The 26,028-nt window shown below is 37.6% G+C and carries 30 protein-coding genes and 1 riboswitch; of the genes, 23 read left to right on the forward strand and 7 right to left on the reverse strand.

Features of this window, described 5'->3' with window-relative positions; all coding sequences use genetic code 11:
* Position 1 precedes the first annotated feature (1 nt).
* Both NIZ91_05880 and NIZ91_05885 read left to right on the forward strand, forming a co-directional pair.
* Positions 2-301 carry a contact-dependent growth inhibition system immunity protein gene (locus tag NIZ91_05880; protein USY56181.1) on the forward strand — a complete coding sequence of 100 codons (300 nt, stop codon included), beginning with the start codon at positions 2-4 and terminating at the stop codon, positions 299-301.
* Between the two features lie 235 nt (positions 302-536).
* Complete coding sequence (locus tag NIZ91_05885) at positions 537-680, forward strand: hypothetical protein (GenBank protein ID USY56182.1); 144 nt, start codon at positions 537-539, stop codon at positions 678-680.
* Positions 681-1,092: 412 nt separating this feature from the next.
* On the opposite strand, the gene NIZ91_05890 is transcribed toward NIZ91_05885, so the two are convergent.
* On the reverse strand, positions 1,093-1,410 hold the full coding sequence (locus tag NIZ91_05890; GenBank protein USY56183.1) for a DUF3243 domain-containing protein: 318 nt from the start codon (positions 1,408-1,410) through the stop codon (positions 1,093-1,095).
* A 224-nt stretch (positions 1,411-1,634) separates the two neighbouring features.
* Here NIZ91_05890 and NIZ91_05895 point away from each other — a divergent pair, with 224 nt between their 5' ends.
* The 11 genes from NIZ91_05895 to NIZ91_05945 all read left to right on the forward strand — a co-directional run bounded on the left by NIZ91_05895 (position 1,635) and on the right by NIZ91_05945 (position 11,893).
* Positions 1,635-2,273 (forward strand): LysE family translocator, encoded by a 639-nt coding sequence (locus tag NIZ91_05895; GenBank protein ID USY56184.1) that lies wholly within the window; start codon positions 1,635-1,637, stop codon positions 2,271-2,273.
* A gap of 209 nt (positions 2,274-2,482) precedes the next feature.
* Positions 2,483-2,586: riboswitch (purine riboswitch) on the forward strand.
* 329 nt (positions 2,587-2,915) lie between these two features.
* The gene (locus tag NIZ91_05900) at positions 2,916-4,148 is read left to right on the forward strand and encodes an HD domain-containing protein (protein USY56185.1); all 1,233 of its coding nucleotides are present in this window, start codon (positions 2,916-2,918) and stop codon (positions 4,146-4,148) included.
* 15 nt (positions 4,149-4,163) lie between these two features.
* Positions 4,164-5,420, forward strand: coding sequence for a cytochrome P450 (locus NIZ91_05905; GenBank protein USY56186.1), 1,257 nt, complete (start codon positions 4,164-4,166; stop codon positions 5,418-5,420).
* A gap of 153 nt (positions 5,421-5,573) precedes the next feature.
* Positions 5,574-6,182, forward strand: a complete 609-nt coding sequence (locus tag NIZ91_05910) for a dienelactone hydrolase family protein (GenBank protein ID USY56187.1) — start codon at positions 5,574-5,576, stop codon at positions 6,180-6,182.
* A gap of 27 nt (positions 6,183-6,209) precedes the next feature.
* The gene (locus NIZ91_05915) at positions 6,210-7,430 is read left to right on the forward strand and encodes an MFS transporter (GenBank protein USY56188.1); all 1,221 of its coding nucleotides are present in this window, start codon (positions 6,210-6,212) and stop codon (positions 7,428-7,430) included.
* Entirely contained in the window at positions 7,402-7,827 is a 426-nt protein-coding gene (locus tag NIZ91_05920; GenBank protein USY56189.1) for a hypothetical protein, read from the forward strand. Before NIZ91_05915 ends, NIZ91_05920 begins: the two co-directional genes overlap by 29 nt.
* Positions 7,828-7,917: 90 nt before the next feature.
* Positions 7,918-8,328 (forward strand): ybaK/ebsC family protein, encoded by a 411-nt coding sequence (locus tag NIZ91_05925; protein ID USY56190.1) that lies wholly within the window; start codon positions 7,918-7,920, stop codon positions 8,326-8,328.
* Positions 8,329-8,348: 20 nt separating this feature from the next.
* Positions 8,349-8,912, forward strand: coding sequence for a hypothetical protein (locus tag NIZ91_05930; GenBank protein USY56191.1), 564 nt, complete (start codon positions 8,349-8,351; stop codon positions 8,910-8,912).
* 446 nt (positions 8,913-9,358) lie between these two features.
* Positions 9,359-10,081: a TerC family protein gene (locus tag NIZ91_05935; protein USY56192.1), complete on the forward strand. Its 723-nt coding sequence runs from the start codon at positions 9,359-9,361 to the stop codon at positions 10,079-10,081.
* A gap of 200 nt (positions 10,082-10,281) precedes the next feature.
* Positions 10,282-10,467, forward strand: coding sequence for a hypothetical protein (locus tag NIZ91_05940; protein ID USY56193.1), 186 nt, complete (start codon positions 10,282-10,284; stop codon positions 10,465-10,467).
* A gap of 82 nt (positions 10,468-10,549) precedes the next feature.
* Entirely contained in the window at positions 10,550-11,893 is a 1,344-nt protein-coding gene (locus NIZ91_05945; protein ID USY56194.1) for an FAD-dependent oxidoreductase, read from the forward strand.
* Between the two features lie 269 nt (positions 11,894-12,162).
* Here NIZ91_05945 and NIZ91_05950 read toward each other — a convergent pair whose 3' ends face one another.
* From NIZ91_05950 to NIZ91_05960, 3 genes are read right to left on the reverse strand one after another with little or no spacing between them, the layout of a single operon-like run.
* Positions 12,163-12,312: a hypothetical protein gene (locus tag NIZ91_05950; GenBank protein USY56195.1), complete on the reverse strand. Its 150-nt coding sequence runs from the start codon at positions 12,310-12,312 to the stop codon at positions 12,163-12,165.
* A gap of 21 nt (positions 12,313-12,333) precedes the next feature.
* Positions 12,334-12,993, reverse strand: a complete 660-nt coding sequence (locus NIZ91_05955; GenBank protein ID USY56196.1) for a hypothetical protein — start codon at positions 12,991-12,993, stop codon at positions 12,334-12,336.
* Between the two features lie 21 nt (positions 12,994-13,014).
* Complete coding sequence (locus tag NIZ91_05960) at positions 13,015-13,653, reverse strand: alpha/beta hydrolase (GenBank protein ID USY56197.1); 639 nt, start codon at positions 13,651-13,653, stop codon at positions 13,015-13,017.
* A 218-nt stretch (positions 13,654-13,871) separates the two neighbouring features.
* On the opposite strand from NIZ91_05960, the gene NIZ91_05965 reads away from it, so the two are divergent.
* Genes NIZ91_05965 through NIZ91_05985 form a run of 5 tightly spaced genes read left to right on the forward strand, consistent with a single transcriptional unit; the run spans position 13,872 to position 19,209 of the window.
* On the forward strand, positions 13,872-15,002 hold the full coding sequence (locus tag NIZ91_05965) for an amidohydrolase (GenBank protein ID USY56198.1): 1,131 nt from the start codon (positions 13,872-13,874) through the stop codon (positions 15,000-15,002).
* 5 nt (positions 15,003-15,007) lie between these two features.
* Positions 15,008-15,838, forward strand: coding sequence for a MurR/RpiR family transcriptional regulator (locus NIZ91_05970; protein USY56199.1), 831 nt, complete (start codon positions 15,008-15,010; stop codon positions 15,836-15,838).
* A gap of 13 nt (positions 15,839-15,851) precedes the next feature.
* Complete coding sequence (locus NIZ91_05975; protein ID USY56200.1) at positions 15,852-16,676, forward strand: GNAT family N-acetyltransferase; 825 nt, start codon at positions 15,852-15,854, stop codon at positions 16,674-16,676.
* A 16-nt stretch (positions 16,677-16,692) separates the two neighbouring features.
* Positions 16,693-17,802 (forward strand): o-succinylbenzoate synthase, encoded by a 1,110-nt coding sequence (gene menC, locus NIZ91_05980; GenBank protein USY56201.1) that lies wholly within the window; start codon positions 16,693-16,695, stop codon positions 17,800-17,802.
* Positions 17,803-17,835: 33 nt separating this feature from the next.
* Entirely contained in the window at positions 17,836-19,209 is a 1,374-nt protein-coding gene (locus NIZ91_05985) for a YjiH family protein (protein ID USY56202.1), read from the forward strand.
* A gap of 39 nt (positions 19,210-19,248) precedes the next feature.
* Here the strand turns inward: NIZ91_05985 and NIZ91_05990 are convergent, their stop codons facing one another.
* On the reverse strand, positions 19,249-20,127 hold the full coding sequence (locus tag NIZ91_05990) for an alpha/beta hydrolase (protein ID USY57101.1): 879 nt from the start codon (positions 20,125-20,127) through the stop codon (positions 19,249-19,251).
* Positions 20,128-20,396: 269 nt separating this feature from the next.
* On the opposite strand from NIZ91_05990, the gene NIZ91_05995 reads away from it, so the two are divergent.
* Positions 20,397-21,872 (forward strand): hypothetical protein, encoded by a 1,476-nt coding sequence (locus tag NIZ91_05995; GenBank protein ID USY56203.1) that lies wholly within the window; start codon positions 20,397-20,399, stop codon positions 21,870-21,872.
* A gap of 46 nt (positions 21,873-21,918) precedes the next feature.
* Here NIZ91_05995 and NIZ91_06000 read toward each other — a convergent pair whose 3' ends face one another.
* Positions 21,919-22,107 carry a hypothetical protein gene (locus tag NIZ91_06000; GenBank protein USY56204.1) on the reverse strand — a complete coding sequence of 63 codons (189 nt, stop codon included), beginning with the start codon at positions 22,105-22,107 and terminating at the stop codon, positions 21,919-21,921.
* A gap of 143 nt (positions 22,108-22,250) precedes the next feature.
* On the opposite strand from NIZ91_06000, the gene NIZ91_06005 reads away from it, so the two are divergent.
* Positions 22,251-23,297 (forward strand): hypothetical protein, encoded by a 1,047-nt coding sequence (locus tag NIZ91_06005; GenBank protein USY56205.1) that lies wholly within the window; start codon positions 22,251-22,253, stop codon positions 23,295-23,297.
* A gap of 221 nt (positions 23,298-23,518) precedes the next feature.
* Positions 23,519-23,833, forward strand: a complete 315-nt coding sequence (locus NIZ91_06010; GenBank protein USY56206.1) for a DUF2628 domain-containing protein — start codon at positions 23,519-23,521, stop codon at positions 23,831-23,833.
* Positions 23,834-23,913: 80 nt separating this feature from the next.
* Here the strand turns inward: NIZ91_06010 and NIZ91_06015 are convergent, their stop codons facing one another.
* Positions 23,914-24,222, reverse strand: coding sequence for a DUF3784 domain-containing protein (locus tag NIZ91_06015; GenBank protein ID USY56207.1), 309 nt, complete (start codon positions 24,220-24,222; stop codon positions 23,914-23,916).
* Positions 24,223-24,372: 150 nt separating this feature from the next.
* On the opposite strand from NIZ91_06015, the gene NIZ91_06020 reads away from it, so the two are divergent.
* Together NIZ91_06020 and NIZ91_06025 are read left to right on the forward strand one after the other, a co-directional pair.
* Positions 24,373-24,693, forward strand: coding sequence for a DUF1433 domain-containing protein (locus NIZ91_06020; GenBank protein USY56208.1), 321 nt, complete (start codon positions 24,373-24,375; stop codon positions 24,691-24,693).
* Positions 24,694-24,848: 155 nt separating this feature from the next.
* Positions 24,849-25,850, forward strand: coding sequence for a hypothetical protein (locus NIZ91_06025; protein USY56209.1), 1,002 nt, complete (start codon positions 24,849-24,851; stop codon positions 25,848-25,850).
* Positions 25,851-26,028: the final 178 nt, after the last annotated feature.

A 26,028-nucleotide genomic window follows, 5' to 3' on the forward strand; every position in this document is an offset into this window, starting at 1 on the left:
TATGGATAAAAACTATAATTACTTAGAGGAATTTGAAGATTTTTTAGGAGGTACATTTCATCAAGATATTAGTTCTCCTGAGCAAGCCTTAGATGAATTTATAAATGAAGTCAGTAGAGAATGTTTGGTGTCTACAATAAATGATTGTGAAGAATTCTTAAATAATCATTTAACAAAAGAAGAGAAAGAAGAATTTATTCAAAGTAATACAGAAGTTTATTTTCCAGCTATTGAAGTAACTCCTTTACAGTGGCTGTATACATTAGTAGAACAGATGCGAGAAGGATTAAAAACAAAGTAAAGGTACTGGTTCAAAAATTTTATTGATTCAATGTCTTTCAAGGTTTTTACGTTAATCTATATTAAAGTTTTGAACAGTAAGGAAACATGTGCTTAGAAATAGAGAGCGTAGGATGATAGTTCTCTTTTAATAATAAAAGGTATAGGTATCCAACAGCCAGAAACCAATCAGTATAATCGAAATGTAGCTCATATTGTGCTAGCTGTTTTCAAAATCAGAAACAGGTAGAGTTACTATGAGATGCGATTCTTTAACACGAGCATTAAAAGTATATAGTTATAAAAATGTCTTAATTATTGAATGCAAAAACAGACTAAAGATGATTGGTAGATTAGATACAGTTTATGAAATAAGTAATGGTCTAGAAGATCAAGAATAAGACTTCCAACAATATGATGATGTTGCGTTTATAGTACAACAAATCTTGTTGTCTCCAACTATGGAAGATGATTTATATAAATGGTTAAAAGAGAGGAATTCATTAATAGAAGTTTCTGCGTATGAAGACACTCCACTTGCTATTTACTTACCAGACCTTCGAAAGATATGGGGAGAGAAGAAGAGGCAGTAAGGTAATTAATAAATAAATATTGTATTAAAAAATTAAGCACTTAATTGTCTCCTGTAGACGATAAGTGCTTTTTCACGTTCTCATATTCATATAAACTCATTCTTGTTTAATGTTTATATTTAATCAACAAAAGCTAAAGCCAAACAAAAAAGAAGAATGAACTATCCATTCTTCTTTCAAATGAAAAGGTATCTATTTAAAACGGTACACCAAGTGCGCGTTACTCTTTAACCAATTTAACAAGCATATGAGCAAGGTGGCGTTGTTCCTCATCATTACCAACTTTCCATAGCTCTTGTAGTAAGTATTCTTCTGCGTTTTGTGGTTCCTCGTGTTTTGCTAGGTAATCCCCGATTTTTTTAGCTGCTAAAGCCAGCTGATCATCACTTAACCCTAGTTTCTCACCTTTTGAAACTTTATCTCCTAAGTACGTTTGGAATTCGGTAAAGCTAGCAAGAATTCTGTCTTTCTTTTCTTGGCTCATTTCGTTTAGCTTATTCTCTACCTTGTTTTCAACTGTTTTCGTATTATTGTTCATTTTCAACTCTCCTCCTAATAAAGTAATGTCGTTCTTATAAGTTAAGTCCCCCAATTATTGGTATGTAAACCTATTATTTCATTTAAATGTGCTAGATAAGTATTTAGTCATAGTAGTTCAATCTTTTACCGAGCTGTTATGCAGCAATTCGCAGCTAAGTAGACTATCTCAAAAGGTACGGTCATATCTTATAGAAAGACAAGCTATGGAGTTGGAGGGATAACGTGACTATTCTAATTATTCACCTAGTGGTATTGGGAATCAGTCTTGCAGCACCATTAGGGCCGATTAAAGTAGAGATGATCAAGCGAGGAATTGCAGGTGGTTTTTGGCCTTCTTGGCTTATCGGCCTGGGAGGAGTTACGGGAGATTTCCTGTTTCTAGTCGTCATTTATTTAGGAGCTGAACATTTATTTCAACATCACTTGGTGGTTGTGTTTACATACTTGTTAGGTGGTTTTTTTCTCATTAAACTCGGACTAAGCAGCCTATCGAAACAGCATTCGTTCAAGCAGGAAGATATGAAAACCACTTTAGCTCCGTGGTATAAAACGTTTTCTGTTGGCTTTTTAATTGCGTTATTGAATCCTTTAAATATTGTATTTTGGTTTGGTGTTTATGGCTCTACCTTACAGGAAATGACGCAGACGATGTCTCATTCTCTTTCTTTTCTCTACAGCTTATTTATTCTAGGGGGAATTATCCTTTGGAATCTGAACGTGGCTTTCACGGTACACTTCGGTCGAAATCTTTTGACAGATAAATTTTTGAAAAATATCTCGGTGGTTGCTGGGGGTGTGCTGATTTTATATGGTGTGTGGTTTATCGTTCGGTTTGGTAAAGAGATTTTAGCGTTTATATAAAGAAGAATAAGCACTTGAAGTCTGAGAAGGCAGTAAGTGCTTTTTTATATGGAAAATAAAAAAGTAATATTTAACTATAAATGGATTTAAAGAACATATATGAAATTTATTTAAATTCTTGTAAAAAAATGTTTAAATATGTAATATGATAGAGTGGTTTCCTGCAGGTTATCATTTCCAATTTATGAATATCACCTTAGATTACTATCTGTAATGTTAAATTTAAAAATCGTATATCCTCAGAAATATGGTCTGAGAGTCTCTACCCAATTCCCGTATAAAGAATTGGACTACGAGTTAAATTTTACTTTATTGGTGTTAAGAATTAATTTAAAAAGAATAATAGTGTGGGTGTACTTTAATAATTAGTACTTATTAGATGGGAGCATTTGATACAAAGCCCCATTCTCTTAAGCTATTACTTTGTAAGACACTTACACTTTATTTAAGCATAGTTACTTGTGTTTAACATAAGTAATACGTGCGTCTTTTTAATATTTATTTTTATAAAACCGAGTGAAAGTAAGACTTATCTCCTTTGGTAGAGTATAAGTACTTCTTTTTTCTTGGTTTTTTTATTTGTAAAATTTTCGAATTAAGTGCTTTGACATTAATTTTTAATTGAAAGGATTATTTGTTTTTATGGATAAAAGTATGTATAAAAATTTTGATTATCTAAGACTTATTGATAATTACAAAGAATATAATAATCCTTTTTCACATGACTTTAACATAATATTCCAATCTTCGCCATGTCAGTTATTATCAGAAAAAATGCAGTTAATTCCTGATCCTAAACATTATAATAATCGTTTATCTCATAGTTTAGACGTATGTAAAATCGCATGTTTAATCGTAGATTACCTGAATGTAATTATGGAAAAGAACCATATTAAATTAATTAATAAAGAATTAATAAAAGCAATTAGTTTTGCTCATGATATTGGACACCCTCCTTTCGGGCATACAGGTGAACGATCTTTAGATCAAATTATGCTTAAAAGTGGAGGGTTTGAATCAAATGCCCAAACAATTAGGTTAATGATTAGTGATCAGTTCAATGTAACTTTTAGAACATTAATTTCATTATTAAAACATAAAAGAATAATTCCTAACGTTAGAAAAGAAGGTACAGAATTAATTAAGGGATATTATGGATATATGAGTGGTGATATAGAACGTTTACTTTCAATATACCAAGAAAATGTCCTAGAACAATACATTATAGACATGGCAGATACAATATCATATGTCATTTCTGATATTAAAGATTTAATAGTTTTTTTAGGGAAAACGAGGTTTATTCAATTAGTTAATATGTACTTTACTGTTGATACACTGTTTGAAGATTCAAGACATATCTTCAAACATATAGGTACAAAGGAATTGCTTTATTTAGTTACTGATATTATTAAAGATATTAATGAAAATATCCTCGGACCTATACTGAATAGTATTGAGAATAAAACAAAAGCAAGGTGTGAACAATCAATAATTAGCAAATTTGTAAACAATATATCGCTCAAGGTTAATGATATAGATCCAATGTATAGTGAGTTAGAAATTCCTATACAAGATCAATTAAAGCTTTTTTTGCTGAATCAAATTACACGTAAATGTTTTTTAGAAAGTGAATTTAATAAAGGTATAGATACCAAGATAGATCTCCGTATAAACAAAACCTTTGAATACTTATTTAGCTTAAATACAGATGTAACGATACTCCCTTTAGAACAGCAAAATGTACAGAACTTGTTAAGTATTACTAATGATACTAATAAAGCAAGATATGTTTGTGATTTAATGTGTCAGTTATCAGAAAACCAAATCTTACATTTAATAAGCCATTTAGAAGAGAGAATAATTTTAACTTAGCAGGAGGATTACCAAATGAGTGTAATTGAAAAGAAATCTCTAGAACAGCTTAGCGTATATAGCAAAGAATATTTTGAAAACCGCTATGCTTATTATGAATACTTAAGAAACGAAGCACCTGTATACTGGAATGAAGAGATGCAATCATGGTTTATTACAAGGTATGAAGATGTGTCTAAGAATTTACCAGGAGAAAAGTTTATTTCAACTCCAGTTATTCCAAATAAAATGAGCAATCTTGCTGAAGGTGAAGATAAACATTTTAAAGATATCATAGATATAATTCAAACATGGATGGTATATAACAATCGTCCTGTTCACACGCAGCTTCGTGGATATATGAATCGAGCATTTTTGGTGAATGAAATTGAACTTATTACACCAGAGATAAAGAAAATAGTTTCTGAAATTATTGATAAAGTGGTAGAAAGCAAAATGAATTCTTTTGATTTTGTTGAAAAAATTGCGCACCCTATACCTGCAATGGTTCTGTGTAAAATGTTAGGCATACCAGGAGAAGAAGTTGAAAGGTTTATTAAATGGTCTGATGACCTTGCTTTGTTTATGCAAGACTTTGTTGTTTCTCATGTTCCTAGTAAAGAAATTAGTGAACAAGTTAGAGGAAGTGTAAGAGAAATTTATGCTTACCTCTCTGAAGCAATTGCAGAAAGAAGGAAAGAAAAAAAGAATGATTTGTTAAGTCGACTAATTTCAGATACTCCTGGGGTAGATGGAGAATTAACTGATGAACAATTAATTGCTCAAACGATGCATTTAATATTTGGTGGTCATAAAATTCCTCAATTTGTATTAAGTAATACCTTACATTTATTATTTGAAAATCCACATGTAATTGATGACATAAAGCAGGATAAATCACTGTTACCCAAAGTTTTAGATGAAACAATGAGATTAGAAGGACCTATTCAATATATTATTAGGCATGCAGCTGAAGATATCGAGATACATGGTCAACAAATTAAGAAAAACGACTCTGTGTATTTCTTTTTAGCATCCGCTGGTAGGGATGAAAGAGTATTTGAAAATCCAAATGTTATGGATACAACCAGAACAGGGTTTCGTCATGTGGCTTTCGGAGGAGGATACCATACTTGTATAGCAGCTGCTTTTGCTCGTGCGGAGATAGTTGAAATTCTCAAGGAAGTTGTAACCCGTTTTCCTAATATTGAAGCACTTTATGATTTGAAAAAACCAACCTGGTCATCTAACCCTACTTTTACAGGGATTGCAAAAATGCCGGTAAGATATTAAAGACACATTGTTTTTTATCGAGTTGATGGGATATTTGCAAAATAAGAATAGAATATAATAATCTATTCTTATTTTGCTTGTTTTATATGTAATGCATTCTCTCCTGGGAGCATTTGTTCTCCACTAATTTACTATTTTAGAGGTGTATAAATATTGGAAAGTGGACGGTGTAGAAGGGCAATTATAGTTGTTCATGAGATATATGGATTAAATGATCATATTAAAGGTGTTTGTAAAAGGTTAAAAAAATTAAATTATACTGTCATAAGTCCCAATTTACTTGGTGAAGAAATGCTTTATACTTACAGCGAAGAAGATAGGGCTTATCTGTACTTTGTTAATAAAATTGGATTTAATGAAGCTGCATATCAAATAAAAAAATTAGCGAGAGAGTTAAAAAGTGAATACACTGAGTTGTATATAGTGGGTTTTAGTGTAGGAGCAACTATAGCTTGGCTATGTAGTAATGAAGGAAATTTATTTACTGGTGTAATTGGATTTTATGGTTCAAGAATAAGAGATTATCTAAATATTATGCCAGCATGTGATACCCTGCTTTTTTTTCCAAAAAAAGAAAAGTCATTCAACACTAATGATATGATCAAATGCTTAGAAGAGAAAACCAATGTTCATATTGTAAAAGTAAACAGTAATCATGGTTTTACAGATCAATCGAATTCGGAATATAGTCAAGAGGATTCTGAGTTGTGTTTTGAAATAATGGAAAATTTTATTTTAGCACAGAACTATACGAAGAACTAAAATTAATTTTATAAATGGAGAAATACAATGACTAGTCAAAGATGGATGTCGTTTCAGTTTTTTGGTTTTTTTCTTACGTTTGGAATATTTGTACCGTATTGGTCTTCCTGGCTAATTACAAGCAAAGGTTTTACTCCAGATGAAGCGGGGTTTATTATTGCACTTGGTTTAATTACAAGATCAATAACAACACTTTATATATTTCCCCTTGCTTGCAAGTACTTGACTTTGTCTCAAATAAATCGAATCGTACCATTAGTATCTGTGCTATTAGTTATCACTTTAATATTTGTAGACAACATAGTATGGGTAGCCCTAGTTACAATTTTATTAAGTTTAATCTATCCTATGCCTTTAGCTATGCATGAAGCTATGGCCTCTACGTTGATACGAGAAAGTGGCCTCCAGTATGGGAAAAGTAGATCTTATGGTTCTATAGGGTATATTATTGCACTGATATTAACGGGAATAATAATTTCACTAACAGATGAAACCATTATTATTTATTTAATGATTGTCGGGTGTATGGTCTTTCTATTTCTTACATCATTTAGTACTCCAGAACCTTTAAAAGTAAAAGTTTCATCAACTAAGATATCCTCTCTAAGTTTATTTAAATCGAAGTCATTCTTGTTAGTGTTAACGATTTGTATAATCATTCAATCCGCTCATGCTGCGTATTACAGCTACGGGGTTCTGTTTTTAAAAGATATGGGAGTGACAGCAAATTATACAGGAGCTATATTAGTGCTTGCTGTGTTATCAGAGATAGCTTTCTTTTATATTGCAGATAATTTGTTTAAAAACAAAAGTATTACTAGTATTTTAATATATTGCATTAATTTTTCTATTATAAGGTGGCTGATTATAGCTAGTTTCAGTAATGTTTCTATTTTTATTTTTTCGCAAATTTTACACTCTATTACCTTCGGTCTAACTCAGTTTGCATTTGTAAAATATTTAGATGAACATGTTGAAAATAAATATTTTCCGTTTGCACATGGTATATATGCAGCTTTTGCTTTAAGTTTGGGTAGTGGCATATTGACTTTAGGAAGTGGATATTTGTACTCTATTTCTCCATCTTTGACTTTTTTAGGTATGGCATTAATATGTGTTCCGTGTTTAATTTTATGTTATTTATTAAAAAAAGCACTTGATTTCAATGAGAATACGTATATAAACTTACAAACTAATAAATTAGAAGAGGTGAGCAAAGATGCTACTGACCAAAGAAAAACTATATAGCACTAAAAATAGCATGACATGTGATGATATTATTCAAACTGATGTCTACCATTTTGAACAAGAAAAATTAATCAAAGTCAAATTTATCAGCTCAAATTCTTCAAGAAACCAAGGAATAGTTTTTGTTGCAAATAATGGGATATGTCTGGAAGGAAAATTAAAGCAAAAAACCATTATCATATGGGAGAACGAACACTCATCTGAATTTACTTTAAGTTGTTCACAGGGAGTATTAAATATATTTAATGTATGGGAAGAAGAGCGAATGTTAGGTTACCATCAGTCTCATTCGGGAATGAGACTGATGAAAGAAAAAGACTTGTATATTTATAGTTGTAATGATTTTTCTATAAATGGTGATTTCACTTCTATCGTATTTTCAGTTCAAATAATTTGAATGAATGGTTCTTTGAACATTATTAACTCATACAAGCTCTTAAATAACCGTTTTAATTTCTTAAAAGGCAACAAAATTGGAGGTAATGACATGGACAAGAGTGGAATGTTTGAAGATTTTAATTTTAAGTTAGTGGTGATTGAAACGTTGTTAGATAAAGACCCTTCATTTCAAACAGAGTTAAACAGTTTGATAGATCAACATAGGAATGATTTTGAATGGTATACAGGCGCAGAGCCCATTGCTCCAATTAAAACATTTTTAGAAGAACTTACGTTAGAAAAGAGTGATTTAGAAAAAGTGGATTGGCTTTGCTTTGATGGTGGGAACGAAATTTATCATATTCTCAAGCCAGATTGGGACGGAGAAGATGAGCTATTTGACGTAAAGTCAGTTGAAGGATTTCAGCACTTAAAAAACCTCACAAAAGTAGATTATATTTCTCTTTGTGAACTAGAGGTGTTAGAGCCGTTAAAAGAAGCTGGAATTGAGGTTGAATAAAATAATAGCATGTGAATAATATGGGATTCTTTCAGCGTTTGTTTAGAAAAGTAGAAGAAGTCAATAAAGGAGAAGCAGCTGTTGCAGAGCTTGAAGCAGAGATGTATGTAGAGTCATCAGAGGAAGAAGCGATGAATTATTGGCTGGAAATGGCTCAGAAAATTATTGTGAATTCGGTAAAGGTGACTGGTAATTCAGTCGATCGAGCTTTTATTCTTATTGATATGGGAAAGAATCCTTCATTTGATGTGTTTTATCAGCAAGACGGTAAGCTTGTGATGTGGAACGAGCTTGAAGATGCTGAAGTGAAAGAAAAAATAGCCAACCAGTTATTGCCGCAAGCGGCTAGCGTTGCGTCTGCGGTGAACGGAAATTTTGAACAGACAGGTCTTCCGGCAATTGCTTATGCTCAGCTGCAGTTTGAATGGGCAACGAAAGCTTGGTTTTCTCATACAATTCGAGAAGATGAGGAAAGGACTAAGATAGAAAAAGACGAAATGCTACATAAATGGTTTGAGTTTTTAAGTAAAGAAATTCAAACGGCGGCTATAGATAGTGATGCAAAGCTTCCATGGTATCCATAAGGTAGATAGAAAGAGCGTATTCATTGTTGTAGATGAATATGCTTTTTTGTGAAATTAAAATTATGACAGGTAAGCAAAATAACTGGATTCTCGCTAGGCGTGAGGACAATCGATTCAATTTAGAGGGAATAGCAAGAGCGGTTATTGACTATAATTATTCGGCAGAAAGGTAATTGTTAAGTGGGATAATATTTTTATTATATAAACTTTTACTTTGATATACTATTTAGAATGTAGTAAAATTATTCTATTAACAAAGTCAAGCGTGCTTCAAAGCACATTGAGTGATCGACGTTTGGTTTTTGAGGTTTCGAACGCTTAGGCTCGGAGCCTTTTTGTTTTTGAACGAATCTATAGGATTTATTTCGTTCACTAATAGCTTCTTGGTTTACACATTACAGCTTACAGAGAGCGTTCCTGTAAGTAAAAAGGAGAAGACGATAAGCATGGAAAATGAGCTTTTCACTTTAGGCGTCGCGATTTCATCAACAGCTATTATTGCGTTATTAAAAATCATTCTTATTGACATTATCTTATCTGGAGATAATGCAGTCGTAATTGCGATGGCTACACGGAATTTACCAAAAGAGCTGCAAAACAAAGCGATTTTTTGGGGAACGTTTGGAGCGGTCGTTCTACGCATCGGGTTTGCGGCAGTTATCGTATACCTACTGAAAATTCCATTTGTGACAATCATCGGCGGCGTGTTGCTTCTGTGGATTGCGTACAAAGTACTGGTGGAAGAAGAAGATAGTTCAAATATTAAGTCTTATAACGGCTTAGGAAAAGCGATTCAAACAATTATTATCGCAGACGCAGTGATGAGTCTTGATAACGTAGTAGCGGTTGCTGGGGCTGCAAATGGTCATATTGGAATGGTTGCTCTTGGCGTATTGATTAGTATTCCAATTATGATTTTTGGTTCAAAAGCAATCGTGAAAGCAATGGACAAGTATCCGTGGATTGCATACGTTGGAGCTGGAATTTTAGCTTGGACGGCAGCTGAAATGATTTTAAAAGACAAAAGCGTTGGCGAGCTGCTTCACATTCATCACGGGATTGCGACCTATCTGATTCAAGCAGTCGTAGTTGTTCTCATTTTGTTTGCTGGGTACAGCAAGAACAAAAGAATTAAAGAGAAAAACGATAGGGTTAAACAATCAGCATAATACGCAAAAGGGAGCGAGTGGTATTCGCTCTCTTTTTTTAGTATCTGTATCTTTGATAGAATGTAGTACATGGATCAGGAGAGAAGCATCATACGTGAAGATGTAGGAGAAAGCAGAAAGTAGAAAATAATGGTCATAAACTCTTTCATATTGCGAAGTGCTGCGATTCTTTGTAAAGTTGTACTATAGGAGTGATGAACATGAGTGAACGATGGCTTTCAAAGCAGTTTATTCCCATCTATTTTACTGCGACAGTGCTTGTGTTTGTATTGTTCAAAGTATTAGGTTCTACGTGGCTGCAATCCTTCGTGATCAGCTTGCCATTTTTAATTGCAGGGATGGCTGCGGTTGGTGAAAACCGCGATCGTCGTAAAAACAGCAAATAGATTGCTAGAGCGAGAAGCTACGCTGTTCGGTATTTAACCAGCGTAGCTTCTACGTATATAAAAGAGTATGAGGTGAAGCGATGTGTATGATGTTGTCATTATTGGAGCAGGCGTAAGCGGGGTGTTTTTAGCGTATACGCTGGCAAGACAAAGCCAAAACGTACTGCTTATTGATAAGGGAAAACAGCTCCATAAAAGGTCATGTCCTCTTGATGAAGGGAAGCTTTGCAGTTGTGACGTGTGCGGAAAATATTACGGTTTTGCAGGACTCGGAAAGTCAGAAGGGAAGTTTAACTACACCAATGATTTTGGCGGAGATTTAGAGCAAAAAGTAGGTCCAGAAGAAGCGCTTCGTCTCATGAAAGAAGTAGACAATGTGCTTTGTTCGTTCGGAGGGGATGAAGTAGAGCTGTATTCCACAGTGAATCCAGCACTTGTAAAGAATGCAAAAGTACATGGTCTCCAGCTTCTTTCAACGGAAGTTCGACACTTAGGAACAGCTCGTTCGACTGCTATTTTCCAGCGCATATACGACGTATTGAAGTCACGAATTGACATATGGTTTGAAGTAGACGTCCAGCGCATTGAGAAACAAGAAAATGAGTTTAAAATTGTTTCAAATAAAGGGGATGTACAAGCACGTCGCGTCGTGGTCGCAACAGGTAGATCAGGGAACGACTGGGCTGAAGAACAATTCTCAGCTCTCGGTGTGAAGAAAGGATTAACTCGCTTAGATTTAGGAATACGTGTTGAAATGCATGGTCGCCAGCTCAATCGTTTGTTAGAGCATACGTTTGAAACAAAGCTTGCATCCCAACATGAAGGCGTCATTTCTTATACATATTGTATGAATCCAAAGGGCCGCATTATTAGAAAATATCAAGAGGGGTTGGTCATGCCAGATGGTCAAAATTACCGAGAAAAAGGAAGCGGTACGGCAAATTTAAACTTCACTCTTTTTACACCTGCTTATTTTAATACGCTACAAGAAGCGAATACCTATGCGCAAAATGTGATTGGTGAACTAAACGCCGGAGGAGATCAGATTGTCGTTCAGCGCTTGTCCGACTTGCGACGTCAAAAAGCAACGTCCAAGGAAGACATGAGCGGTAATCGAATTCAGCCAACGCTTAGCGCTACCGCGGGGAACTTATTGAACTATGTTCCAACTAATTATATTTCTGCATTAGAAGCCTTTTTAAGAAAGCTCGAAGGATTGCTTGGAGAAAGCATTCACGAAGATACGCTTCTTTATGGAATGGACGGGAAGTTTTATTCGCCGGTTGTGGAAACGGATGAATACTTCGAAACCAATGTGAAAGGGCTATACGTTATTGGAGATAGTTCTGGCGTTACGCATTCGCTTTCTCAAGCAGCGGCGAGCGGGATGTATGTAGGTGAAGTGTTCAATGAAAAGATTTTGTAATGGTTTATTAAGAAGCTAGTATTCTAGTACGGTAAATCTGATATTTGACTATCATAAACAAACGCTCAAAATGCTTTGAGCGTTTGTAGGAAAGAAGTATACCGTTAATGTAAAATGAAAATAGAGATAAGACCCGCAATGAAAATGACGATAAATAGAAATAAGTCTGTATCTGTGAAGTCTTTTTTCTTGCTGTGGTTAGTTGGTGTCGATTTTTTCAATGATTATTGAACCTCTTTTTTAATTTTAATTTGTCCTTATGGATATTCTTACTTGCCAAAAGCTTGAAGCACAAAAACAATCACATAAAGGGGAATAGCAACAATCAATACTCCAGCCAAGAAATAGCATAAGCTTCGTATAAGAAACTTCATGACGTCATATAGAGAACCAGCAATGTCGTCAATGAATTTCAACATGTCTACCACCTGCTTTTGTTTTTAGTGAAAACGGCATTTTAAAACATAGATGCTGTCGTATTCTTTTAGCTCTTTTTCGTGAGCTTTTGGATCTTTTAAATAGTTTAGCTGAATGCTTGATATGGAATCTTCAGAAGAATAAGCCATGTAGCCTAGTGGCATTTCTCCATCAATTTTTTGTACGTCTTGATAAAAGCCTTCCCACGTGCCAGCTAAGTTCTCTTTTTCTTCAATGTTCCTTTTTTCTGTGAAGCTTAACCCGGCGCTGCCCGTTTGATTTCCAACCTTTAAGTTAAACATAGTAATGACTTCTTCTCCGTCTTCATCTTCCGGATAAATATCGCTAGAAGTGAAAATAATCAGTCCTTCTTTGTCCACTTCTGTAGATAGCTCATTTAGCTTTTTTACAAATAGCCCCTTTTCATACTTTTCAACCCAAACGTCGACTTCTTTCTTCTTGCTACCAGAGTCATATTCAAAGACAAACGCTTGATTAGTATTAAGCAGCATATCTTCTCTTGCCGTTAGAGAATGCGTGACGTTTTTAATGGTTTCGTTTTTTAACGTTGGACCTTTGCTACTAGTGACTTGGTCAGAGCTGTTTGAAAAAAACATTGTCATGAAGCCTCCAACCGCTAATAGGAAAAGAACTAATAAAAAAGCGATCTTTCCTTTTGACATGGTTTGTATCCTCCTTTTTAATCAAAGTTGTTTCACTAGATGTAGAGACTTTCTCATATTATTCATGACGTTCGTGAGAGCTGTGAGAGATGCATGGGCACTTACGGGATGAACGTCTAATGAATGATCCGCATCTTTTATAATGTCCACCTGAAAATTTGTCTCGTGAAGCTGCTGAAACTTTTGTTTGTCATAGTGAACGTCTTGGTCTCCAATCACAAGCAGTCCCCGATGCTTGCTTTCTTGAATACTTGTAAATAACTCAAGAAAGTTTAGCAGAGGAGTTAAGAGGAGCATTGTTGTGTCTGCAAAGCGGTCTTGCTTCATGAAGTCGTAAAGGATTGGCACGGTACCCAGCGACTTTCCTAGAAAAATGATTTCTTCATATGAATATGCTTCTAAAATATGAGTCAAAATAGGATCAATGTCTTTTATCATCATATGAGCAACGGTTTGAAGCGACTGCTGTAAAAAGTCGCGGTCGTAGCTGTAGTGAACGTGTACCACGTCAATACCTTCTTCAAGCATCAGCATCGTAGAATAGTAGAATAGAGGCTTCTCATAATGATAGCCCAGACCTGAAAACATCATACATACCTTTTTTGAACCACGATGAATGTGGGTATAAGGAACAGAGTGATAGGGAAGTGTTTGTTTCATCGATTACTCTCCTTAGTTAATTTTTACTATTTTAACATTTATTTCATTATTTTTGAAGAGGTTATATATTTGCATAGTATTTTAGTTCATATTCCAATATTTCATAGTGCTCTAAAGCTATTGTGCATTGTCAGAAAGTTATGATAGTATAAGGATAAAGTGAAGGAAAAACTTCATATATGAATAAATATGAAGTTTTGAGTGCGGAGGAGGATGGAATGAACCAGTCATACGTAGAAAAGATGAAAAATGACATTTATAAAACCTATGAGCATCTGCATACATATCCAGAACCGAGCGGCGAGGAAAAAGAAACGTCAGCTTATATTCAAAAGAAGTTAGAGGATGCTGGATACAGCGTTCGCACATTCTCAGAACATTATGGCTTAACTGCTGAGCTTCAAGGTGCTTCTTCCGAAGGGGTAGCGTTCCGAGCTGATTTAGATGCGGTCGTGCAGTGGATGGACGGAGAGCTAAAAGCCAATCACTCGTGCGGGCACGATGCTCATAGCACCATGCTTTTGTACACGGCTCTTGTGCTCAAGAAAATGAACATTAAGCCGCAAAAAACAATTCGCTTTTTGTTTCAACCAGCAGAAGAAACGGGTGCGGGCGCGAAGCAAATGATTGACTCGGGATGCTTGCAAAACGTGACGGAGCTTTACGGTATGCATGTAAGACCTGAGTGGGAAGTAGAAGATAAAAAAGCATCTCCAGTGATTTTACATGGCTCAGCCTGTGCGGTTCATGGCATTATCCACGGTGTTCAAGCTCATGCGTCACGACCTGAGCTTGGCAAAAATGCGGTTGAAATCGCAGCAGACCTTGTACAGATGCTGAGGGGGTTACGCTTAACAAAAACGAATGATTATTCAGTCAAAATGACGAAGCTCCAAGCTGGAGGAGACAGCACCAATGTCATCCCTGATGAAGGTGTGTTTGCGCTAGATTTGCGAGCCAATACAAATGAAGCGATGGATGAATTGAAATCCCGAGTGGAACACATCATCTCTCATTTGACTGCGATGTACGAAATAGCAATTGACTATCATTTTGAAGGGCGTACATACGCTGCGGTTCCAAACGTGGAGACCATTAAAAGAGCTACCCAAGCTATTCAAGCTGTCATCGGCAATGAAGGAGTCGCGTCAGCTTGCGAAACGAAGGGGGCTGAAGACTTTCACGTGTACACGAAAGAAACGGGCGTTGCTTCGACGATGGTAGGTCTTGGATGTGGATTAAAGCACGGCCTTCATCATCCTGACATGACGTTTAATAAAGAAGCACTCTTGACCGGAACAAACATTTATCTTAACCTTGCTCTTTTGGCATCCAAAGCAGAGGTGTAAGGAGAATGAGTGCACAGCGGTTTGAACACGTGGTAAAAGAAGCGTTTCCTCGTTTGTCATCTGGACAGAAGAAGGTTGCTCAGTATTTACTTGATTCTCTGCAAGAAGCGTCGTTTCAAACGGCGGCAGAAATTGGGCGTGCCTCGGGAGTCAGCGAAACAACGGTCATTCGCCTTTCGTATTCTCTTGGCTTTCAAAGCTTTTCCCAAATGCAAGATGCGATTCAGCAACGCGTAATGGGACACGAAAAAACAGTTAAAAAAGAAGAGAATCAAAACGTTCTTAAGCGCGTATTAGAAAGTGAACTGAGCATCATTCGTCGCTTGGAAAACGAGGAAAACACTCAGAGAATTTGGGAGGTGGTAGACAGGCTGATTCATGCAGATCAGGTGCTCATTGCCGGCTACCGAACTTCATACGGGGCAGCACACTGGTTTTCAATGATGCTTTCGACGCTTCGTGAACGTGTGCGATTAATCAATCAGCCGGGAGATATTCAAGAAAGCCTTTGCGATTTAACGTCTGAGTCAGTGGTCATTGTTCTTTCGTTTCCACGCTATGCAAAAGAAGCGACAAAGCTTGCCGCTTACGCGAAAAAAGTTGGGGTGACGGTAATTGCCGTTACGGATCGTGTTTTATCACCGATTGGAGAGCTAGCTGACATTACGCTTTTAACAGAGACAAATGTACAGTCAGGATGCAACTCGATTGCTCCGGTCATTACGCTTTTAGACTTGGTGCTTACGGCATACCAAGAAAAAAATCCTGCTGGCGTTCAAAAGCGTCAGCAAAAGCTTGAAGGCTTATATACGCATCAAGATACATACATGGAATAAGCGAGGAGATAATATGGCGGATTTACGTATGGACGAACTCATCATTCGGCGAGTGGAGCATCCCGAAGAGCTGCGAAAAGTAGGGGATTTAGAGCGAACAGTTTGGCAGGGAGAAGATCCTGTTCCAGTTGAAATGATGGTTGCAACGATTCGAAACGGGGGGCTGGTATTAGGTGCTTTTCATGAAGGCAAGCTCATTGGGTTTCAATATTCATTTCCGGGCTTTGATGGCAAGCAACCTTACTTATGCTCTCATAGCTTGGGCATTTTAAAAGAATATCGTAGCTACGGTATTGGACAAAAACTGAAATGGGCGCAGCGCCAAGAAGCCAAGAAACTAAGCTATGAGCTGCTTGCGTGGACATATGACCCACTTGAAACGGCAAATGCTAACTTGAATTTACGAAAGCTTGGCGGGATTGGAGCAGCTTATAAAGAAAACTATTACGGTGAACTAAACGACATTCTAAATACTGGAATACCGTCAGACCGCTTTGTGGTGCACTGGTGGATTCAAAGCGAGCGCGTACAGGAGCGAAAAGAAAAGAAGTACGAAGAGTGGGACGTTCACGAAGAAAATATTTTATTGAACTATGTGCTAAATAATCAAGAATTGCCAACCCCTGCAGCTATGAGCTCTGCGTTAATACATGACGTGTTATTCGTAGCGGTGCCTGCTCGCTATCAAGAGGTAAAGGCAAAAAATCAAGACCTGGCGCTACAGTGGCGCTTAAAAACAAGAGAAGCATTGAGCAAAGCTCTAGACGGTGGCTATGAAGTCACGGATTTTGTGAAAACAAACGGAGATATTCATTACTACGTAGTGACAAAAAAATAAGGTAGGGGGAAACGAGATGGAGATTCAGCACATTATTTTGCGCCACGTGAAAATGGAACTTTTAGAACCGTTCACAACAAGCATTTTCACCGAAACGCATAAAGAGTTTATTCTAGTAGAAATTTTAGGGAAAAACGGCCTATCGGGGTGGGCAGAGTCTGTTGCTTCACCAGAGCCTTACTATAAAGAAGAAACGCTCAAAACAAATTGGCATATCATGGAGGATTATTTAATTCCGCTTTTGCTTCAACATCCTGTTTCCCATCCGAGCGAACTCCAAAAGTTGTTTGAACCGATTCGGGGTAACTCCATGGCGAAAGCAGCGCTTGAAGGTGCAATGTGGGACTTATATGCAAGAAGCAATAATCAGCCGCTTTGGAAAGCACTTGGGGGTACGAAAGAAACCATTGATGTTGGGGTTAGTTTAGGAATTAAAGATTCAGAGTATGAGCTGTTAAAAGCGGTGGAAAAAAACTGTGAAGAAGGATATAAGCGCATTAAGCTAAAGGTAAAGCCAGGCTGGGATCTCGATATTTTAAAAGCAGTTCGCAAGCGCTTCCCGGATATTTCCTTGATGGCAGATGCGAACTCAGCGTATACCCTAGGTGACATTGATCACTTAAAAGCGTTTGATGAATTTAACCTCACGATGATTGAACAGCCGCTTGCTTATGACGATATCATTGACCATGCGAAGCTGCAGCGCGAGCTTCAAACGCCGCTTTGCTTAGATGAAAGCATTTATACGCTTGATGATGCAAGGCATGCTATTGAGTTAGGAAGCTGTAAAATTATTAATATTAAAATTGGCCGCGTCGGTGGACTCTATGAATCGAAGCAGATTCATGACCTTTGTAAAGAGCACGGCATACCTGTCTGGTGTGGGGGGATGCTAGAAGCTGGTGTAGGACGTGCTCATAACGTTGCAATTACGACGCTTGATAATTTTACGCTTCCTGGCGACACATCGGCGTCTTCACGCTACTTTTCAAGCGATATCACAGACCCTGCGATTACAGTTGAAAATGGAGTGATTACCGTACCAACCACACCGGGGATTGGTTTTGAACCAAATCGTCAGCGAATTGAAGAGCGTACGTACTACAGTAAGCTTTATAGACTTTAAGGGTTATAACTTTTAAGGGGGGAGGGAGCGCCAGTGAGTAGCGTTCCAGCAAAGAAGGTACAGGACAAGGGGTATAGTAGAGGAGATTATGTTCGATTTATTGTTCCATCCGTATTAGGAATTTTATTATTTATGATTCCGATACCGTTGGAAGATGGAACGACCGTTTTCGTCGCATTTGTTGCAAACTGGCTTGGCGATGTATTTGCATCAACGATTCCAATGATTGCTGCTATTTTAATGGGAGTTACGTTTATTGGAACATGCGTTGCCAAGTGGGGAAAACCTAACTTTATCATGAACTCGCCGTTTTTAAAGAATTTGTTTGATGTCAGCATTCCGTTTTTTCTAGCGCGTACGCTTGGCTTTTTATTTGCGGCAATGGTTGTGTTAGGAGTAGGTCCCGCTTTTATTACTTCGGATGACACGGGAGGCTTTTTGTTAACAGGCCTGGTGCCAGTACTGCTGACCACGTTTTTACTTGCTGGCTTTTTCTTACCACTGCTTTTAGATTTTGGCTTACTTGACTTATGTGGAGTTTTATTTGCTAAGCTGATGCGTCCGCTCTTTAAGCTGCCAGGACGTTCTTCGATGGACTGTTTAGCATCTTGGATTGGAGACGGGACAATCGGTGTGTTTCTAACAAGCAAGCAGTATGAAGACGGGCATTATACGGAGCGAGAAGCAGCGGTTATTAGCACAACGTTCTCGGTTGTATCGATTACGTTTTCAATCGTTGTCATCACTGAAATTGGTCTTGCTCACATGTTCGTTCCATACTATTTAACAATTGTTGCCGTAGGGTTAGCGCTAGCGTTTATCATGCCGCGCATTCCACCATTATCACTGAAGAAAAACACGTATTTTAAAGAGATTGAGCGTGAAGATGAATCGTTTATTCCAAATGGTCAAACGCCGTTTCAATGGGGAACGGAAAAAGCAATCGAGCAAGCTCGCAAAAATGGAAGCGTGTCCACGTTCTTTAGAAACGGTACAAAAAACGTATTGGATATGTGGCTTGCTGTTATTCCAGTTGTTATGACAATCGGGACGATTTCGGTTATTGTGGCGGAATATACACCGTTTTTTGAGTGGATTGGAAAACCGTTCGTGCCGCTTTTAGGGTTGATGGGCGTACCGGAAGCAGCTGAAGCATCTGTGTCTATCTTAGTTGGCTTTGCAGATATGTTTTTACCAGCTATTCTAAGCAGTGGGATTGAAAGTGAAATGACGCGCTTTATCATCGCATGCTTATCAGTGACGCAGCTTGTGTACATGTCTGAGGTTGGAGGATTAATTCTGGGATCTAAGCTTCCGATTCGCTTTAAAGATCTTGTGCTCGTTTTTATCCTTCGCACAGTAATTGCTCTTCCGCTTATCGTGCTGATTGCACACTTCATATTCTAATTGCGACTAGCCTGCTTCTGGAAGCAGGCTAGCTTTTTTTTAGCTTGTTTTTGTCAAAAACTCTCTTATTAAACGATTAACTTCTTTTGGCTTTTCATGCTGAGGGGCATGTCCAACTCCGTCAAAGCGGTGAATGGTTACGTCGCGCACATATTCTTCAATTCCGTCTAAGTTGCTGTTTTCAAAAGCAGAATCCGCATTTCCCCATAGGATAAGCGTTGGCGATTCAAACATGGTATGAGGCAGGTTCAGCGGTTTCTTTACACTTTCTTCAAACGGATAGAATCCTGCTGCTCGGTAGTAGTGAAGCATGGACTTAAGCGCTTTTGGTTGCTGCCACGCTTTCATATATTTTTCCGCGTCTTCATTTGTCAGGTAGCCTTTTTCTAGGCCCGGTGCAATTAAGAGCTGCTTTAGTTTCTCACAGTCATTTGCTAAAAAATAATCATGGGAATCAGGCTGTTGAAATTTTCCCATATAGCTGCTTGCTTGGCGCTGTGCTGGGTTTTCAGAAAGCTCTCGTCTGAACGTATAAGGGTGAGGCGCATCAAACATAATTAAACGCTTCACATATTCTGGGTATGTGTATGCGAATGCCCAAGCAATTGCGCCACCCCAGTCGTGTGCTACAAGTGTACACGTCTTTTCACCGAATGCTTCAATTAATTGGCGGACATCTTCCATTAAAATTGGCATTTTGTAGGCTGAGACGTCTTCTGGTTTATCCGATAAGTTATAGCCTCTCATATCCACTGCTACAACCCGGTAATCCTTTGAGAACTCTTCTAATTGATGATGCCAGTTATACCAAAAATAAGGAAAGCCGTGCAGAAATAACATAAGCTCTCCTTCACCCTTTGTCACATAGTGCAGGTTTACGTCGTTTACATTTACATAATTAGATTGAAACAAATTCATCATCTCCCTCTTATAAGTAGTTCAACAGTGAGATATTTTACTCCTGGTTATTTATTTTAGCAATTAAATAGACATAGTCTTTAAATAATTAAGACTTCTAGAAGGTTATCGAATAAGAGATAAGTAGACAACGCTGGACCATTGACTCATTTTACTAGGACTTCATACGTATTTATGGAAAATACTATTCTTTTTTCTATAATAATCCTGCTATTTTAAAATCGGGAGGTCTGCTTCCTCCTAGACAATTGAAGATAGGGGAGAACGGTATGAGGCGTTTGTTCATGTTGATGATGGTTTTCTGGCTTGTTGTTCCGCTGGGTGCGCAGGCAGGAGGATTCGGAGGAAAAGATGATCCATCCGGCGTGCCTGGTCAATGGTACGTAGGAAATACACCTGCTTTTGTAGATCCCGCTAAACCTGTCGTTGTATTTGTTCATGGTTTTAACAGCTCTTCAAATACATGGTGGGAAGGAAATGATATGTACAACACGGCTTATCAAAATGGCTATCAAACTGCTTTTATCGATGTGCATCCGGATAAAAACATGTGGACAAACGGTCCGATTTTAAAACAGAAGTTTGAAGAAATCTATCGTCACTTTGGGAACAAAAAGCTCGTTGTGGTTGCGCATAGTAAAGGCGGCATCGATACGCAAAATGCACTTGTACACCAAGGAGCATATCCTTATGTATCCAATCTGATTACACTATCTAGTCCGCATCATGGATCTCAGCTTGCAGACCTAGCCTACAGCAGCTGGACAAGCTGGTTGACAGGTATTCTCGGCAGTCAAAACGACGCAACGTACTCTCTTCAAACAGGCTATATGAAGAATTACCGTACCCAAACGGATTCACATGCTAATCGCTTGAAAAACCCAATTTATACGTTTGGTGGCACGAGTTGGGGCAGCTTTGGTTCAGCGCTTTATTTTGGGGGCGTTTATTTGAACTCCTACGGCTCTAACGACGGAGCTGTAACGGTGACAAGTTCTCGTTTACCGTACGGTCGTGAAGTTCGCGTGGGTTCATGGGATCACTCAACTGTTAAATCTAGCGCTACCTTCAATTTGTTTAAACCATACTTAACGACGACACAAGCACTTTCCGCTTCAAAAATCAGCGCATTAGAAACTACGCAGCATGAAGAAAGCAGCAACATTTACCGAGGTGGAGAATTTACAAGCTCTGCTGTACAAGAGTTTACGGTAGAAGAAAGCGCAACAAAGATTGAAGTAGACTGGCTTAGCGAGCAAAAAATGAATGACCTTGAGCTTGTTAGTCCAACTGGAAAGGTGTACAAAAACGCGATTCGCACCGTTGATGAAGGCGTATTTAAGGGCGCAAATCATCACATGTTCCAAGTAGCATCTCCTGAAGCAGGAAAATGGAAAGTACAAGCAAAGCATCAGAAAGCAACATACTTTTTAAATGTAAGTGTAAAAAGTAGCTTAAACGATGACATTGAACTTCAAAACGTAACTCCTTCTTCTGTCGACGTAGTTCATTCAGGTGACGTTGCAAAAGCAGACGCAACGCTACACATTAAGAAAAATGGCAAAGTGATAAAGAAGCAACACAAAGATATAAAGAAAAACCAGCAGTTTAACGCTTCCTTTGCTGAAGAAGGCGTCTACAATATCACTGCCGACATCAAAGGCAAAACAAAAGACGGAAAGCCGTTTGAGCGTACCATTGTGAAATCAATTTATGTAGATGCTAAAGGGAAGGTTTTTCAATAAGAAAAGAAGCCGGAGCACTTTTGTGCTCTGGCTTTTATGTGTCATTTTATGCTTCGTGTTTGTCTTGTCTATCGGGCAGAATCTTTTCAATAATAAATGAAATAAGAAGGTAGGATAAAGGACAGATTACGACGAGCAAATATATTTTGTCTTCAGGTAAGTGATAGAAAAGAAACACGCTTAACGTTCCAAAAAGCAAAGGAGGTAATAGTTCTTTTGTAAGCCTTCGAATCATTTGTCAGATCTCCTTATTGATAGAGTAAGTATTATTAGTTTAACTCTTTTTGATATAATTGTATAATTTATGAAAAAATATCAAACTTTTATTTTTTAGTACTAAAATACTATTATAACTATCAAGAAGGAGTGTATATAGCAGTGCAAAAGGTTTACTTCATGATGTCTTTGCTATTGTTTTGTTTGTTAGCTGCCTGTCAAGAGAATAACAGTACAGAGCAGGTTACTCAGTCAAAACAATTGAGTGAAGAAGAAAAACAGCTAAAAACCAACAGCAGTGACAAAGAGGAAAGCGAAGATAACGATGAGAAAGAACAACACACAAAAAATGAAGAGAAACAAGAAAAAATTCCTGAAACATCTCTACATAAAAAGGAGCTTCTAACAAGCAGTAGCCAGCCAAACGTATTAGAGAATTATCAAGTAGATTCCATAATAAACGGCTATGTTAATGGATTAGTAGAAGGCATTAACACTAACTCATTTTCAAAAGTAGAGCCGTATTTGCAACCTGGAAGTTCTTTATATCATCAACAAAAATCACTCGTCTCAGATTTATATAGCCGCGGGATAAGAGAAGAAGTTGTTTCAGTTAGCGTTGATTCAACAAGCGGAAGTGGAGAAAACTATCACATTCAAACAACCGAGCGCATCAAGATTACTAAACCGGATGGTTCGACGCGAACAGCTGATTTTTCATGGAAGTATAGCGCGGTTTTAAAAAACGGCGAGCTAAAGCTAGCGGATATTAAAGAGGTAAAATCAAGCCAAACGGTTGCTTCCTCCGAAGCACCAATTGTCTCTAATAAAGAGGAGTCTCTAAGCGCATACAACGGAACGTGGGGAACAGGTGAAAATGATGGGTCTCCTTTTATTACCCTTGAAGCTGTTAAGGGGAATATCGCTTCTGTTTCCATTGAATCGTGTCAACCGCCTAACTGTTTGAGATTGACAGACGCTTTGAATGAAAACGCTGAATTTATCAATGGAAAAACATCGTTTACTTATGACGAAGACGGTCAAGGCAATCAAGGGACTGTTCACGTTAGCTTGCGAGGTGACAGCATTGTGTTAACCGTCCAAGAAACTTACCGTGCTTCCGATGCTTTTTGGTTTATACCCGAAGGAACGTTTACGCTTCATCATATTGAAGACATAACGGCTATTGTAGATCCGGAAAATAGCTGAAGCATAAAGAACCAACCTGTTACGACAGGTTGGTTCTTTATCTAGTCAATTATTTTCTTTACGATAAAGATTATAGTTAAATCTTTCATAAAATATACTTTAAAAGTAAAAAAGTACTTAACATTATTGGGAACTAATGCTATTATACTATATTGGGATAAAGATGGGTATTTAGAATTATTTTTATCTACTTAACCTTATTATGAAAGGATGTGTCGGATGTGAAAGCTTTACTTCGAAATGAAGGTGGAATTACTAAAAGTGTAAAAGTAGGTTTTAGTTGGACAACCTTTTTCTTTGGATTCTTTCCAGCGCTTTTTCGTGGAGATTTAAAATGGGCAGCTATCATGTGTATTATGGCTGTCGTAGTAGGTATATTTACTTTTGGTTTTGGTGCATGGATTCCTGGAATTATTTTTTCTTTCGTTTATAACAAAATATACATAAAAGAGCTAATTGAAAAAGGCTATGGTCCAGCTGATGAACATTCTAAGCTTATTTTACAACAGAAGCAAATTGTCGCTTCAGCGGCATAATAAAAAAAGAGAAGCCAACTGGTTTCTCTTTTTTTATTAGAAGAATAAGTTAAAGGATAGAAAAGCTACTAACCAACCTGTTACGACAGGTTGGTTTTTGCAGTAGAACCTAATTTCTTATGCGTATAAATGACCAAGAAGAAGTAACCAGCAATAAGAATGAAAATGACAATCTCAGGCCGGATGGCTAAGATAAAGCCGGCAGTGAGAGTAAGGAGTCCGCCAGCTAAGCTGGATAAGCCGACTAGTTTGCTTGCTTTTTCTTTGTTTCGTATGCGGCGCTCGTTAAATCCAGGAAGCAGCCAGATTTGTTTCTTAACGCCGATGAAGTAGGAGAGGGTGAAGAGAACGAAGCTAATCAAAATCAGATTATAATTAATGAAAAACAAAATGAACACGCCCTTTTTACAACTAATGTATGGTGAAGTCAGTCAAAGTAGTACAAGGGAATAGAGGAAGTTCATATATGTTTTACCCAAAAGATAATCCCCCGTTGCTATAATAGAAACTAAGAATAAGAGAATAAAGGGGAGCGGTCGATGAAAAAAGTAATTCTTACGCTTTTTGGTTTAGCTATTGTCGCTGCAGGAGTGATGGTGTATACGCTTCAACATCACGAAGCAAAGGCTTATGCAAAGGAAATAAAGCCTCAGGTAGTTACGCATTTAAAAGAAGAGTTTCATGATGTTTCATCCGTCACTTTTACGGAAGAAAAGCTGTTATCTAAGAAAAGAGTCCATATAAGTGGTTACGTGAATAACAACAAAGCACTTGGCTTTTCCGTGACAGCATCGTATCCAGCAGGAGACATTGAAAGTGAGCTCGTGGTCGATCAAGCGCTTTTTGATCAGTTAAAATAAGAGAAACCATTCTTTTGGATAAAAAACATCTAAAACAATAGCGAATCATTCACAAAAGGCTTAAACTTTTTAAAAAGGTGGCAAATGTCCGTGGACAAGCAGAGGAGAGGAGCATATACATATATAGCAATTATTTTTTTAAAGTGGTGAAAATAATGAATGACTATATATATCGATGGATTCAAATGAGAAGTAGTAGCGAAGGATGGCTTGCAGTTCAGCAAAAAGCTAGTAAAAGTCTCTCTCTTTTCTATACAAGTACGGGCGGACAAGCTTGGAAGGAAGTCACGCCAACATCTGCTCCGGTTTTGACTGCTTTTGCTTTTACGAGCACAACGGCATACGCGGTCAGCGAGAAAAGAAACAGTCCTTCTTCACTTATAGTGTGGGGAACGATGAACCGAGGCAGGAACTGGAATTCTGCTGTCATTGTGCTCCCTTTAAAAGCACAGGAACACATTCAAAAGGTTGTCATAGAGTTTCATAATGAGGCACATGGCTCGCTTTGCATCATGACCAGTGAACAAAAACATCTGTATAAAACTTTCGACCGCGGATTGACGTGGAATAAGGTTTCTTCTTTTTTAATAAATGGAATGGTAACGGGCCTGACGTTTGTCAATGACCAAGTTGGTTTTTTAACGGTAAAGGGGAACAAGCTGTATCGATCACTTTATCAAACAAATGACTTTGGAAAAACGTGGAGTCCAGCGTATTTTGTAAGCGTAGCGGCTCTTCTCTACCCATTAACAACTGACACCACAGCGTACAAGCCTCTTTATGTGGATGGAAGCATCTTTGTTCCGTTTAAGATTACTGGTCCCGTTTTAAACTCCCTTTTTTACTATTACTCTAACAATTTCGGCAAAACATGGCGCATGACGCCAGCAGTTCCGTACCGCGGGGGAGCTTTTTCATTTCCAACCTCAAAGAGCTGCTTAATTGCCAATGGAAGTAGTGGCGCTTTGTATGAGCAGCAAAGTCCACTTTATGTTGGGAAAATATATGCACAAAACGAAGCGTTAAAAAATATGCACTGCTTGCATTTTGTTGACCGAAGCACTGGATTTGGCTGTGCGAAAGAAAAGCTTTATACGACTAAAGACGGCGGTAAAACATGGAGTTCCCTAAGCTTTAAACTTTTGTTTCATCAGTAATAAAGAAAGAAAGCCCATCATAACCTGATAGGCTTTTTTCGTTATAGAAGGCATTCATATACAGCTACTATGCTACGACATCTACAGATAGCAAAGTCGTTGATAAACACCATTTTCTTGTTCTCTAACCATATCTTTGTACTTAAATACCCTTTAGGTCTGAATGCTCATTGGATGA

This window comes from Bacillus sp. 1780r2a1 (genome assembly GCA_024134725.1).
Taxonomy (GTDB): domain Bacteria; phylum Bacillota; class Bacilli; order Bacillales; family Bacillaceae_H; genus Priestia; species Priestia aryabhattai_A.